This window comes from Nitrospirota bacterium, from assembly GCA_016180645.1.
GTDB lineage: Bacteria > JACPQY01 > JACPQY01 > JACPQY01 > JACPQY01 > JACPAV01.
The window spans coordinates 17,675-32,486 of sequence record JACPAV010000025.1 but is presented as its reverse complement, the minus strand read 5'-3'; the positions used below and the strand labels follow the sequence as shown (position 1 = coordinate 32,486).

Below are 14,812 nucleotides of genomic sequence, written 5' to 3'. Positions count from 1 at the left end.
GGGACGGAAGTGGTGAAGGGGGCAGGTATCGCTTGCACGCTTTCAATGGGCCAAAGCGGTCTGAACGTATCGAGATCTGCGTTGGTTTTGTTGACAGCGATGGAGATGGGTTTGGGAGTGGCAATCCACGAAGTACGGATATCTGTGGTGGACAAAACTCCAGCTTCAAGCAGGGAGACTGTGACGATTCGAAAGGAAAGGCATTTCCCGGTAATCCTGAGGTATGTGACGACGTGGATAACGACTGCGACGGAAAGGTCGACGAAGGGTTCGACATTGGCCCCTCCTGTACAGTGGGTGTAGGGGAATGCGCGAAAGCCGGAACTCTTAAGTGTAAGACTGATGGGACCGACACAGAATGCAATGCCACGCCGGGCACTCCTTCAGCCGAGAGTTGTGACGGCAAGGACAACGATTGCGACGGAGAGATCGACGACGCTTGCGCGCTGCCCGTTGTTGCCAAGCTACCGGCCGGGTGGGAGGACTTGTCCTGTGCGGGCTCGGCCAATGGGAAGATCTATTGCTTCGGGGGGCGGGGGATCGGCGGTGCTGGCTACTTCGAATATGAAGACCAGATCGTCGAGTACGACCCGGCCAGGCGTACCGTGGCAACCAAATCGGCCAAGCTGCCGTCGGCGCGGGGTGATTTGTCCTGTGCGGGGCCGGCCAACGGGAAGATCTACTGCTTCGGGGGGACCGAGCTGAAGGGCACTTCGCACATGGGCGTCTACGAGATCGTCGAGTACAACCCGGCCAGCGATACCGTTGTAACGAAATCGGCCAGGCTGCCGTCGGCGCGGAGCAATTTGTCCTGTGCGGGGCCGGCCAACGGGAAGATCTACTGCTTCGGGGGGGTAGGCAATGAAGAGATCGTCGAATACGATCCGGCCGGTGATACCGTTGTAACGAAATCGGCCAAGCTGCCGTCGGCGCGGAGCGATTTGTCCTGTGTGGGGCCGGCCAACGGGAAGATCTACTGCTTCGGGGGGTCCTTGGGGGTGCTACGGCAGGACGTGAGCGACCAGATTGTTGAGTACAACCCGGCCAGTGATACCGTTGCAACGAAATCGGCCAAGCTGCCATCGGCGCGGAGCGATTTGTCCTGTGCGGGGCCGGCCAACGGGAAGATCTACTGCTTGGGGGGGATCGGCGGCAGCCGCTTCGACCAGATTGTCGAGTACGACCCGGCCGGTGATACCGTTGCAACGAAATCGGCCAAGCTGCCGTCGGCGCGGAGCGATTTGTCCTGTGTGGGGCCGGCCAACGGGAAGATCTACTGCTTCGGGGGGTACTTGGGGGTACTAGGGTACGACGTGAGCGACCAGATTGTCGAGTACGACCCGGTGAAGTTTCCGCTGGCTCCGCCGAGGCAAGCGCTGTCCTCCCCGGCCCAGATGGAGGACCCCACCTCACGCGAGAAGACAGAATCGGTCGGCTTCGGGTGCGCAGCCGCACCTTTCTGAACGAATTGCGCGAACGGTCATAGAAAGACGGACCTGAAGATTGAGGGTCACAGCTTGACTGGTGACTCTGCGAAGAAACGATGAACCGCCTCGTCTCTTCAACCGATCCCCTTGGCTGCACCGGGAGCTACGTCTACCACTTCAACGACGTCCTCATCCGCAATATCACCCACAATGTATCGTGGCAGCCCACCCGCCGACGCTCGGGTTCGAATCTTGACGCAGTTCGCAGTTCGCAAAGTTCACGCCGGACGCGGCTTGCATGAGTGAACTCCTTTTTATCACCTCACAGCGTACTCATCTCTGACGAGGAACCGATGGTTAAGGGGTTCCGAAGAACGTCAACGCGAACGGCACTGGCACACTGGGAGTGATGCGCTCGTCGCCAGGAGAGAATCACCTCCGAATTGAGAAGAGTTGATACTTGTCACGCCAGATGCCAGCGGTCGGGTGTACGTCTCACATTTCAGGTGGTGGGATCATCGCCCCGTTCTCCCCATGTCCACCTCTCGCTTCGCATCCCTATGGAACGGCCCGGGCGGGCTTTGGGCCGTTTCCATTTCACGCGTTCATCCCCGCCGATCGCGCCTCCGTGCGGAGCTCCATGAGCAGCTGACCAAGCTGGTTCTCCCCGGCACCGTTGTGCTGGAGACAGATGCACCGTCCCCAGAACACATCGTGCCACCGGTTCGATTCGACCACCTCATCACTGCCTGTTCTCAGGAGCGCCGCCAGATAGGCCGACCCCGGCGAGAACTTCTTCTTGAGGCCATCGCGCATGACCTCGATCTTGACCCGTTCCCAATCCCGACGGTGGAAGAGCTTCTTCCCCGCCGTCTTCGCCATTCCCGGCGTGGGCAGCTGGGCGATGCGTCTCCGCTCCGCCAGGTCCAGCGTCTTCATCGCCTGGTAGTAGTGCTCCACGCTGGGATACAAAATCCCCTCGTGGCTCACCGGCACAGGCTGGAAGTTGCTGAATGGAAACCTTTCCGGAAGATCGCTGCCGTTTACCGGCACCTCACCTTGATACGATGCCCCGAACGTTTTCATGAGGTATTCGCTCAGATATCGTCGGTGGCAATTCAAGGGGGAGGTGCAGTAACACATGAGCACCACCCGGGGCAGCCCGAGGAGATTCTCCCAGTGCCACGGCTGCGCCTTCCGGCTCTTGTCGAGGACGTCCTCGTACCAAGTTCGGTACTGATCGTGAGGAATGCGGCCGCTCTTTGCACCCAGGACCATGTCCCAACTCGTCGGTGCAAACGCGCGCCCCATCTCTCCCGCCGACTTGATCGTGACGTCGAGCGGCAAGGGGCCCGTGTACCCTACACGACTGGTGTAGACCTTCAGCATGGTGCGCAAGCCGTTTGGTATTCCGCCGGCATGACCGCCGGAACACTCTGCGATTCCACACAGTCCCCCGGTCGGAGGATGTGCAGCCTTTCCGCACTGAACCGCCTCTTTTCGGCGTATTCAACGCAGTTGCGCGTGCCGCCGGGAGACCCGTCGTACACGGCAAGGAGCGCATCGCATCGGTCCACCATCCATTCGTTCCGCCGCTGGAGCTTCCAGCCGGCGTAGGGCGGCGGGCTCACGTTCACGACGGCGACGGCCTGCCTCAGCAGGTTCCGCCACCGCTCGCGCGCGTAGCCGCGCCAGACGTTTTCCTGACCGCGAAACGGAACGACCGCCACGAACGGGATCCCCAAGGAAATGCACTCTTCGGCAAAATCCTGGTCGACGCCGAGCGCCATTCCGCTCAGCGCAACCGTCGGCGAAATGCCTTCGAGCACCTTCCGGATCCCCGTCCTTACGGCCCTTCTTGTGGGGTGCGTTTCGTCGTAGCCACCGATCTTGTCCGGCCGGTGACCGGTAACCGCAAGGATGATCCCCTCCGAGCCCTTTCCGGCCCATTGGAGGATATCCCGCTTCGTCACCGCGGCCGACTCAAACGACGCCATGACGATCTGTCCATGACTACTGCCCTGACTGCCTTTTGCGTCTGCGACATCAGGTTGCTTCATGGTTCTCTCCTTTCCCCGCCCCATCGACCCCCGCCCTTCGGCAGGGACCGGTCGGGCGGGAAAGGATCGCCCCCTTATTCTCCGGGTCCGTTCCACAGAGATGCGAAATAGACTTTCCGTTGAACCCTTCTCTTCTCGCGCCTCCCCGCGAGCTCTTGTTCGTTCCATCCTATTCATTGTTTTCCGCATGCATCCCAGAGGGACGGACGGAGCGGGATATCGCCGTCCCATGACTGCTACTGCGTTACGGCCGGGGGCTCGCCACCGGTCGCACTGCAGCTTGTCTGTTCCGTCGTGGTTTGGTGCGCATCCGCGGCCCCGGGCTGGATCGCCAACATGAGATCGCAAAACCTGTCGTCCACCCATTTGGCGTAGACAGTCTCGCAGAACTCAATCGGCTCGACACGGACAGGAGAACCGGCGCGGAGAGCTGTTTCCAGCCGCGCCATCGACTCCTCCGTCACTTCGCCGGAAATCGCGTAGACGCGGTCCGCGTGAGTCGCGACCCAGCGGGTCGCCTTCTCATCGCCTTCCGCATCCAGCGGGTCCGCCACGAATACCACCTGCCTTGCCTTGGACATGAGACCATGTCGCCGCGCCAGTCTTTCGCGGCTGCCGTCCCGGTCCACGTCCACCCGGTCAAGAAACGCTACCACGACAAACGGGATAGCCTCTTCCTCACACACCTCAAGCATCAAGAAGTCGACTCCAGCGGCCAAACATGTGACCACGAGATCCGGCCTCCTTCGCCGTAGGTGCGTCCTCATGCGGTGTTTCACCGCTCCGACCATTGCGTCGAGGTCTCCCACCAGCTCCATGTCCTCCGCATTGGCCAGCCCCAAGAACCCAAGCACTTTTGCGCTCGAATCCAGAGACAGCCGCTCCCGGAACGCAAGGCGGGTTATCTTCGCCGCCTCGCTTGGTAGGATGGAGGGTGTGCTCACACTATCAACATAGAACGACTGATCCAATCCCCCCTCAGGGGGTTTCTGATTCGTCGGTCCATTCTGTGTCATAGTTGCCTAGCTCCTTTCCCCGCTCGATCGTTCCCTTGTCGGCCGCAAGAGACCATCGAGCGGGGAAATGACCTTCACGCTGACGCGAGGATTCCGTCCGTTCCTCGGTGATGCATGCACATCTGAATTCACTTCTCTTTTTTCCTGACCCCTCTTTCACTCATCTCATTGTCGGCAATTTCACCGTGTCTCCCCTTTCTCTATTCGTGCCCTTCCGCTCCGCTCGCAGGAGAGGGCGCATCCGGCGCAAGGACCCTCTGATTCTTCATCTCGTCGTCCGTGGAGCGAAGCGGAGGGGACACCGCTCCCCCCTTGAGCTCGTAGCGGCCCGGTTCAACGAGCACGTAGACCTCCCGCTCCGGATGAAACACCCCGTCCTTCACCTCCGCCGGCAGCTTCACCTTCTGCCAGACCGGCCGCTTGAACACGTACCGCACTCCCTCCTCGTAGCCCTGCCGGATCTTGTGCATGCTCTCCATGCCCGCCTGGTACCCGGCGTCGTAGGCCTCGCGTTTCTTTTTCATGCCCGACAGATCCACGGCCAAAGGTTCCGGTGCAAACTCCACATAGCCCCCCTCAAGCCCCGAGCAGCGGAGGGTTTCCCCCACCTGCCGGCAGGAGAGCGTCGTGTCGTCCGCCTTCCGACCCGCGCCCTTCGTCGTTGCGCAGCCGCCCAGGATCAATCCCAAGAGCGCCGCCGTTCCCATTCGTACCGGCCATTTCCTCGTGCTTCTCATCGCAAGCCTCCTTTTGAGCGACCCGTGCGCCCCTAGAGCAGGATCTCCAACTTGATGCCGCCGGCGATCGGCCAAAACCGCACCTCCGGCGTTATGAAAAACCGATTCACATTGATTCCCAGCCCCGTCGCCACGCCCCACAACCTCTCCGGTCCGGCCGTGAGTCTGGAAACGGACTTGGCTTCGAATTCCCCCTGCTGAACCGTCCCTGAAAGCGCCACGATCGGCAGGAGGGATCCCCTCACGTACGGCGCCACCCAGGTCTTTCCGGCCGTGCGCAGCCAGAAGGTCACGCCGGTTCCGAGTTCCGTCGCAAACACGTTCTTCAACGCGACCTGACCCGGCATCCGGAGATTCCCCACGAGGAGGTCTTCATTGAACGCGACCGAAGGCAGGTATCGCACGTCTCCGAGAAACCCCACTTCAACCGAATGATTCGACCAGGCCGTGCCCCTCACGCGGAGTCCGCCCGTCATCAGCGTGGCCTGGTCCGCCTTCGCCTCCTCCCAGGGGCCTTTCATCTTCGCCGCTCCGAGGCTGAGGCCCATGTCGAGGCTCTTCGTCAGTCCGTAGGTTGCCTCTCCCAAGATTCCAAGGTAGTGAACCGGGAGGTCCGCCCGAACTGCGGCGCCGCCCACGACGCCGGCCATCCGCACGTTCTCCCGTTCCAGGCTTGTTCGCGCCCCCAGACTCACCTCCCGCTCGCGCATCGTGCTCGTGGCGAAGCCCCAAGACGTCCTCTCCATGATCACAATCAATCCGACCACAAGAACGATCGCAGCCCATTCGCGTCTCATCCGGGAGCCGGGGGATTTCATCCCACCACCTGTCCGCCTCAGGCGGACCGGAAGGCAGGTCTTCGACCTGGTGGCAGGTGGTGGGATCATGGCCGCACCTCGTACCCCTTCACCACTCCACTCGTTGAACTCCATGCGATCAGCTCCTTTCGTCCATCTCCGTTAAGATCCACCGCTGCCAGGCCGTCCGCATCAACCCGCACGACCGCTCCCAGACATCCGCTCTCCGCGGCCTCCCCGGACAGGAGACCCAGGGCCCTGCCCTCATCGGCCCGATCAATCAAGACCCCCATGGATGGCTCCGGTCCGCCCGATCCGGAACCCATGCCCACCTCAGCGGCGCCCAGCGGCAGGCCCGTGACCGCCCTTGCCCCCGATCTCTTGACGGCGATTTGTCCATCCGACATCTCGATTTTGACCAACTCGACAGAACCCGAGCCCGCCGCCACAAGCCGTCCGTTCCCCGCCCAACCCAACACGCGCATCCCGCTACCCCTCTGGGCGGTCCCTCTCACCCTGAGCGTTCGCCCGGCCACATCGAAGCCGATAACCGCCATGGCGCCTTCCTTTTCCATAAGCGCAACGATCTCCGCCAGGCCATCCCCATCGAGGTCCTCTACGAATATCCGCTCCGCACGGACGCCCAAATCGGAACTGGCCAGCGGCCCCCCCTCGTCCTTCATGAAAAGCCACCTTCCCCCAACCTTCGGGGCCACAACCAATTCGTTTTCGCCGTCGCCGTCCAGATCGCCGCTCGCGATCGCGCTCCATTCTCCCTTTGGGAGCGCCACCTCTCGCCCTTGTTCCGGACACTCCACGGCCAAGCCGGGTCGGCCATCCTGGCCGCTTCCGGCACCGCTTCCGCGTCCTGCGGGCGGGCAGCGCCGTCCCACAATCTCAACTACATTCTCCTGAAGCAGCGCCACGCCCCCACTCAAGGCCGCTGCCCCGAGGATCCGCCCTTTCGTGCTCACGGCCGTCAGTCCGCCCGGCCGGCCATACTCCACCGATAGGTGCTGTGCGCTGGTTCCGTTCCCAGCAAACCAAAGTCCTGCCCCGTTTTCGGTGGCCACGCGCGTGGGATAAAATCCTGACCCCGAGGACCTTGACACCGACCAGACCCCGCCCGCCCCTGAGACGACGTCCAAGCCTTCCTCATACCCGACCGCGAAATCCCCCCCGCAACCCGCGCATCCCCGTGCCCTTGCCGCCCCCATCCAATCCGGCTCCCGATCAACCCCCGTTACGGGGCGCTCACCCCCGGAATCGAGGACCACCACCCCGCTCGAAATCGATACCGCCACATCTCCGTCCGGCAGCACGGCAATCTTCCTCGCTCCGCGCCCCACATCCCTCGACCACGCCACGGCCCACTCGCCCTGCGCCGTGACATGCAGGAGTTTCACTTCGCCTCCGTCCAGAACGACGGCCGCCCACGCCCCATCCTCCCGGTCGCACCCCTCGCACGGCCCTGAGAACTGCAGAGCGCCTTTCCCGAATCCGGCCGACCGGCCTCCTTCGTATCGCCCTGTCTCACCGGATCGCCGGTAAAGCGTCATCCAGCTCCGACGTCCCGACGAAGCCGCCGCCATCAGCTCGCTCACGCCGTCGCCGTCCACGTCGACCGCCCACACCCCGGCGAACGGCCCCTGCCCCAGCGACCCCTTTACGAAGGTCGGCGACGCAAGGACCGCATGACCGTTCTGATCGTCGTCCCCGGAGCGAAGCGGAGGGGGCGCTTCCACCGAACCCACTGCCTTGCTCACCCCGTCAGGCCGGCTCGGCCCAATCCAGAGCGAGCCCGTCGATTTGTTGAAAAACGCATAGTCGCCAAGACCATTCCCGTCGGCGTCGAAAGTCCCTCCCACGACCTCAAGCCCTGGCTCACCCGTCCAGAGGATTGGCATCCTCCCTTCCGCATCCGCATTGAAAAACACCTGAATACCCCCCGTCTCATCCGTCGCAATCACGTCAACCTTCTCGTCGCCGTCCAGGTTTGCCGTCGCTGCCGACACGAGTCTCCGGCCCTTGATCGATTCCCACCTCCCCGCCTCCCGGGCCCCCGCCGATGCATCCAGCTCGATCCTCGAAATCCGCCGGCCGCCATGCCCACCGAACACCAGGAGTTCATCCCCCCACTCGCTGCTCTCCAAATCGGCTGCACCCAGGACTCTTGGAAACGCTTCGAATGCCGCCAGGCTGAGCGACCACCGCTCCACCAGCGAGACGGCCTCCTCGATCCTAATCGTCACCGGGACACCCTGAACTTCAATCACCTGGCCCACGCCGTTTACGACCATCACGTCCTCGGCGCTCATCTCAAGCGCCGGCGCCTCTCCAGCCTCGCCGCAGGCTCTCCGCAGGAGGAGACTCCATCGATGCATCCCTTTTTCGACGGGAAGACCCTCTCCGCCCAGAGCGACGTCCCATTTCGGCTGTCCGTCCGCCGTTGCCCCCGGTGTAAAATCCAAGACTTCGCTCCCGGCCACTCCGCTCGCCAGCCGCCATTCCCCCCGCATCCTTTCGCTCTTTACCGCGCCTCCGCCCGCCTGAGGTCCGGCGACCGGACGGGACCGGATCGCAAGCGCCCTCAGAACACCGTCCTCCCGCGCCGCCACCACCAGGCGACCGACCGACCGATACCCGTCCGGCCCCGCCGCCTCTCCCGCGGTCGCCTCGAACGAGACGACCCATCCGTGCGTCGCTCCGTTTTCCAGCTTCACCGTGAACTCCTCCGATGCCGCAAAATCCCCCTCCGGCATCCTCACGCGGACGCGAACCGCATACGCTCCGTCCACGTTTCGATTTTCGGCCGCCACGACGTACGCAGCTTCGTAAACACCGTCCTCCCGCGTCCGCACCTCGGTCTTTCGGGTCGGCCCGAACTCCGAATCGAGCGCCGACGCATCGATCGTCACCTCGGCGCCTTCTACGAACGACCGAACCTGCACCTTGATCTCCTGACCGTTCCGCACCCGCGGCGTGAGTAGAACCAGACTCGGAAGCTGTCCTCCGTGCCCTTCGCCGCTGCACGCCGGCGTTCCCGCTAAAGCAAGAAGTAGCGTCAGTCCCATGCCGACGCGGCGACCCCATAACGATTCCTTCCGTCGTCCCCGGAGCGGAGCGCAGGGGGCCAGGACGGTATGGGACCATGAAAGGAGGGCGTCCGCGCCATCGTGTATGCCGGGCCGGGTCGGCCATCCTGGCCGCTGCCGGCACCGCTTGCGCGTCCTGCGCGCGGGAAGGTTTCTCACCGCTACCACCACCTAGCTGGGTCCACCCGGTATCGGAGGTTCGACGGCTGATACGCGGATCCCGATCCATCGTCCAGGACGTGAAGATTGCACATCTGGTCCATCGTCACGTCCCTGAACGCGTAGTCCTCACGTTTCCACACCGCGCCCTTGTTTGCGGCTACCGCCTTGTAGGGCGTGCCCGGCTGTTCCTTCACGAGCGGATCCATCGTCCAGATGTGCTGGCCCCCGCCCTCCGGTTTGGCGCAGAAGAGGTGGATGCCGCAGGATGCGGAGGAAAACACTCTCGCCGACACCGGCCGAAACCACGGGTAGTTCGTGAGCCCGTAAGGACTCCGCACAATCAGACCGAAATCAGGATCGGCCGCCAAGGCGGCGTCTCGGCACTTCATACCGGCCAGTTCGAGCACGTTCCCATCCGAAAACTGTCCCTCGCCGTATGCCTTCTCCGCCCGGCCCTCCCAGTCGAGCACGATCCGCGGGACATACCCGGAGCTCTCCAAGTAGTCGGAGTAGATCAGCGCCCCGTAGAATACGTGTCCATCGCCGTAGGGGCTCGGAGCGGTCAGCACCGTACGCTCGTAGCCATCTCCCTGGGGACCTTCGTAGCTGGATGCTCCCTCGCTATAGGACGGCCACAGAGGCCCCCTGTCCGACGATTGCACGAAGTAAATGAACGTATAGAAGCTCGGCTCGCACGCACCCGTGCAGCTCGGGTTTCTCGCCTTCTCCGCCCGCCGGAGAACCTCATCGATCGAGGAGCCGCAACGCGGCGAATCCACCATCCTCTGCGGATCCTCCTCCGTCGGCGCCGGCTGCTTTTCCATCATCGCCGGATCCAACACGCCCCGGACCGCCGCGGCGTGGTAGCCATCTGAATACGTTGAATCGGCATTGTAGAAAACCCCAGACACCAAGACCTTCCCACTCGGAAGTACCGCACTCCAGCCGTGCGGATCCGGAACCGCTGCATTCTTGGGTACGATCATCCATGGGGCCTTCCCCACGAAGCACGTCCTCCGGCCTCCATCACTTTTGCGAATTTTGTCCAGCCAAAGCGAGTGCTGCAGCGTTAAGTACAGGCCGTTTGTAGTATCTTGGTTGTACGTCACCGAGCTCACCCAGTACCGGGCGTCCTTGTCCTCGTTCGCCGCCAGCGCGCGCACCGTCCTCCGCGTCGTGGCTATCGAACCGCTGTTCCATCCCAGTTCCGCGGGGGGCGTCCAGTCTTTGAGCGCAATCACGCTTTCCGATTTCGAACGGTAGGCGTCGCCGAATGATTTGAATCGTCCAAAGAGCACGTTCTCAGCCGAGCCCAGGTTTGCGCTCATCTGAAGGAATTTGAGATGCGCGTCACCCCCTTCGCCGCGGACTTCGTAGGGGTAGAACCCATTTGAGGCCGCGCAGGCCGACACATTGCCGTACACGTCCACCGCCTTCGCCCGAACAAACCAACGCCGCGGAACGCGCCCCGGAGCTTGCTTCGCCTGGGCCGCCGAATTTACCGCCGGATCCACCTGGTCCCCCCGGTATTGGTCCGTACCCATGATCTTCGCCAGGTCGATGTTCAGACTTCCCGTCCATGCCCGCTCGCCCCCGGACAGCGGTCTCATGTACGCAATTCCCAGGAGCTCCGTCGCCGGCTTCGGATCCTTCGGCATCACGCACGTCCAATTACCACTGCACTCCCACTTTACGCGGTAGCTCTCCGAGCAGGCCTGACTTCCGTCGAAACCCCAGAAGAGATCGAACCGCACATAGTCCACGGCTGACGTCCCGGTGGGTTCATTCTTCGCGTTCACCAGCCCGTCTTTGAATCTCACGCTTACCGGCAACCCGCCGCCCGCCCATACCTCGATGTCGTGCTCAGCCGACGCAAGGACCGAATGATTCTTCATCCCGTCGTCCGTGGAGCGAAGCGGAGGGGACGACTCGTACAATCCCTCGTAGACCTTGCCTCCCACAATCACGGGCGCGCCTTCGTCCTTCACTCCCCCGTCGCTGATCTGACCCACCTTGACCTTGCTTCCCGTGCTTCCAGTACCCCCCGTCGACTCGTTCCCGGCCGCGTCCCGCACCTTGTATTCGATGGTTACCGTGCAGTCGGTGCTCCCCGCGCTCCGGTCAACCCTTCCACAGAGGATCGCGTGACTATTGACCGTCACCGTTCCCACTCCGGACAGGTTCAGCCAGTTCCCCGCCTCGTACATCTGCGCCGCCCCAGCCCCTCCGCCCCCCTCCGAGGGTACGTAGAAATCCCATTCCGTGTTCGCCTCCGGTCTGAAGCCTCCGGACACCCAGGCGTGATACCGCACGAGCGCCGCTCCCGAATGTCCGTCACTCACATTCACGGTCAGCGTCGTGCCGCTGAGGAGCGCCATCAGTTCAGGCGCCTGGAGGTCGATCCGAACCGCACCGGACTCGACCTTCCCCACGTTGCCGAATTTGTCCTCCATGCGGAAAAACACCGCCTTCGCACACCCCTCCCCCGCTCCGCAGCCGAATTCCCCGATTGGCATCGCCGCCCTCCGCGATGCCGCGTCAACCGCAACGGTCTTTGACCCATTTGGCACGCACGTCCCACCTTCATTCGTAATGCAGTAGGCCACGCGCGCCCCGAAGGGTTCGCGCACAAGATCCTTCCCCGAGTCCCCCAGAAACTCATCCTGGCCCGGCTCGACGCAGCTCGACAGCGGCACGTCGCTCGTCCACCGCATCCACCGTCCTCCTCCATTCTCGATCGCGCACGCCCCCGTCACATGGTCGAATCCCGCCCGAACGCAGCGGCTCGCCGCGTTCCCGATCCGGTCGGAACTCCGCACGCAGAGCCATCGCCAGCTGAAGACGTCTTTGTCTCCCTCCAGCGTGACGCGGCCACCCGCCGGCACGTTCTGGCCGGATGCCGCGTCGCACGCCCCATTCGCCCCCGTGCAGAACGTGACCTTCGCCACGCCGCTCTCTCCGGTTCCGTCCGCCGATGTGATTTTGAATTCCGCTTTCGAGGCCAGGAGCTGACCCGCCGGCCCTTCAATCGTGATCGCGGGCGCCCTCTGATCGATGCTCAGTTTCGTTTTCGCCCAGGCCCCCGCGTTCCCCGCCCGGTCGAACGCCTTCGCCAGGATCCACCGTGCGCACAGATCCCCCTCCTGGCATGTCACGTCCACCGTAAATTCCAGCGGATCCACCCCGCTTGACGGCTGGACCGCATACCCTTTTTCAGGGCATGCATTCATGTCCACGGTCACCACGCACACCACCACCCGATCCAGTCCCGCGCCCGATGCATCCGTCGCGGACACCGCCTTCGGCCCCGGGCCGTACACGCCCGGGCTCGGCATCTGTACCATCGGTCCAGAGCCGTCAAATTTCAGGACGACGCTCCCCCGCGTCGAAACATTGCCCAGTTGGTCCAGGCCCTCGTACACCACCGTGACGACGTCCACGCTGCTTCGCGAGTCCACCGTGACCTCGGCCGAGCCGGTTTCGTCCACGTTGGTCTCCGTCGCCGGCTCGCACGTATCACTCCCCTGCGCGGCCATGCAGTGCCGTACCTTCGCCGGTCCCGAGCCCGTATCGGTCATGCTGAACTTCACCGTGGCCGCGGCCTCCGTCGTGTACTCCGGCGCGTAGGCCGTTACGATCGGCACGCTCACGTCCCGCTTCACCACCGCCTCGATCTTCACGCTGGGGTTCCCCGCGCTGTCCATGACCACGCCGGCCAGCCGCATCGTGCACGCTCCAAGCCCCGCGCAAGACTGCGTCGCCAACTCCTGGAGTAGCGCCCCCGTAAACGTAAACGTAAAGCCGTACCCATCCTGCACGGTTTGGCCCCCCGTACCCTCCGCTGCAATCAGCCGGTCGTAGTCGGCTGGGTCGCCTTCACAAGGCGGCGCCCCCGCTCCGGCCGCACAGTAGTACAAACCGATCAGGGGGGAACTGGCATCATGGCCCTTGACTTCATACGTCCCGGAGGAGCCCAACCATCCCGTCTCGGGGGTGTACTGCGCCGTCGGCGCATCGCCGTCGATGACCACGAGGCTCTGCTGCCGTGGCGCCGACAGTCTCTCCCGTCGCTCCTGAACCGTGTTGACGAAATACTTGCACCCGGATGCCTTGCAGGAGAGCCGCAAGATCTCCGTGTGCGGCTTCGTCGGCTCGCAACCCCCTTTTCCATCCGCACAGTATTTGAGGAGATCGCCCCGCCCGGGCGACAACCGAATTTCTTCGCGGCCTTGGCGTCCCACCGCCCGCGCCACGCTCCGGTACGGCACCGTGGCTCCCGTCAGGTCGATGGCTCCGCCCGCCTCCACCGATCGCACGCGCACCGCGGCGATCCCCGGACCCGTCGAGACGTAGTCGACGCTCCCGCACGACCGAAATCCGATGGCCCCGACCGAGCACTGCTCGTAGCACAGGCTTGGGCCGAATAGTTTTTCATCCCCCTGGCACAGAAAATCCATGCCGTCTTCGCGAGTCTTGACCACCGTGGCCGGCACCGGCCGCCCGATCCGAAACGTCAGAACGTCTTCCGCCCAGACCGTGTGCCAACCGTCGCTCATGTTCAACGAGCCAACGTCGCAGCCCACCTCGTGCATTTCCCAAGCGTCTCCGGGTGCTGCCTCCGCGCACGTATTGTCTTTCCCCGGCCCCTTCCACCAGCGAGCGAGATCCGCCCGGGCGCTTTCACCGCTCTCGAACAAAATACGCCCCTCGCGGCCGTACACCCACTTTTCCTTTTTCCCCCGCTCCTTCACCGGGAGGTCCGACGCAAAAGCGTAGGATTCCCTTTCGACCCTCCTCACCGCGTCCGACCCCGCCGTGACATCCACCTGCGTCGGATCCGTCTGCAGCAGGAGCTCCGTGAGACTGTCCACCCGGTCATGGTCCGGGTCGAGCCACTCGATGACCGGCGGATGACCGGCAACAATGGCCACCGGCACGCCGGCCGCTTGCATCACAAGATAAGTACCTTTTCGGTTGAGAGCATCACCGAGAACCAGCCCGCTCCGCTCCTCGACGCGAGGATCCCATGATTCTTCATCTCGTCGTCCCTGGAGCGAAGCGGAGGGGGCGCGGTTTTCTGACTTGGGATCCTCCAGGCGAACGATATCGACCTCCGCCCTCTCCCCTTCCGAATCCACGACGTTCCATTCCACGCGACTCAGCATCCCCGCCCGCTCGGGCCTGAGCGGCACGACCACGTCCGGAAGGCCGCCTCCGCAACCCGCGACCATCAAACTTACAATACCAAGGATGGGCTGAAGGCATGGGATTCCCGTTATGGAGAACTTTCCAAGCCCTTTGCCCCCCTCTGTCTTCGGGCATCTCTTGGTTGCCATGCCCCCTCTTCTCGCAAGTCCATGCCACGGCACCCCGTTATAGAGGCGAAATCATGCACACATTCACGCACACCCACCCGCGATTCCTCCGCGTTTGTTTCAGGTGAAACAAACCGGCGACGCAAGGCCCCCATGATTCTTCATCTCGCGGCGCTGATCCCCATGCCCTTCCGCCCGCCGCC

General features: G+C 63.3%; 8 protein-coding genes. 1 reads left to right on the top strand and 7 read right to left on the bottom strand.

The annotated features are described in order from the left end of the window. Window positions 1-32 precede the first annotated feature (32 nt). Window positions 33-1,463 carry a hypothetical protein gene (locus tag HYT87_14805; protein MBI2061034.1) on the top strand — a complete coding sequence of 477 codons (1,431 nt, stop codon included), beginning with the start codon at window positions 33-35 and terminating at the stop codon, window positions 1,461-1,463. Window positions 1,464-2,024: 561 nt separating this feature from the next. On the opposite strand, the gene HYT87_14800 is transcribed toward HYT87_14805, so the two are convergent. The 7 genes from HYT87_14800 to HYT87_14770 all read right to left on the bottom strand — a co-directional run bounded on the left by HYT87_14800 (window position 2,025) and on the right by HYT87_14770 (window position 14,630). Then, entirely contained in the window at window positions 2,025-2,825 is an 801-nt protein-coding gene (locus tag HYT87_14800) for a DUF1768 domain-containing protein (GenBank protein MBI2061033.1), read from the bottom strand. Continuing rightward, a complete protein-coding gene (locus HYT87_14795) occupies window positions 2,810-3,487 on the bottom strand; it encodes a DUF1273 family protein (protein ID MBI2061032.1) in 678 nt (225 codons plus the stop codon). The genes HYT87_14800 and HYT87_14795 overlap by 16 nt, the downstream gene beginning before the upstream one ends. Window positions 3,488-3,723: 236 nt before the next feature. Beyond that, complete coding sequence (locus tag HYT87_14790; GenBank protein MBI2061031.1) at window positions 3,724-4,431, bottom strand: hypothetical protein; 708 nt, start codon at window positions 4,429-4,431, stop codon at window positions 3,724-3,726. Window positions 4,432-4,703: 272 nt separating this feature from the next. Further along, window positions 4,704-5,240, bottom strand: coding sequence for a hypothetical protein (locus tag HYT87_14785; GenBank protein ID MBI2061030.1), 537 nt, complete (start codon window positions 5,238-5,240; stop codon window positions 4,704-4,706). Between the two features lie 32 nt (window positions 5,241-5,272). Next, window positions 5,273-6,127: a hypothetical protein gene (locus HYT87_14780; GenBank protein MBI2061029.1), complete on the bottom strand. Its 855-nt coding sequence runs from the start codon at window positions 6,125-6,127 to the stop codon at window positions 5,273-5,275. After that, window positions 6,124-9,111, bottom strand: a complete 2,988-nt coding sequence (locus HYT87_14775) for a VCBS repeat-containing protein (protein MBI2061028.1) — start codon at window positions 9,109-9,111, stop codon at window positions 6,124-6,126. The genes HYT87_14780 and HYT87_14775 overlap by 4 nt, the downstream gene beginning before the upstream one ends. A gap of 182 nt (window positions 9,112-9,293) precedes the next feature. After that, entirely contained in the window at window positions 9,294-14,630 is a 5,337-nt protein-coding gene (locus tag HYT87_14770) for a hypothetical protein (protein ID MBI2061027.1), read from the bottom strand. Between the last annotated feature and the right edge of the window lie 182 nt (window positions 14,631-14,812).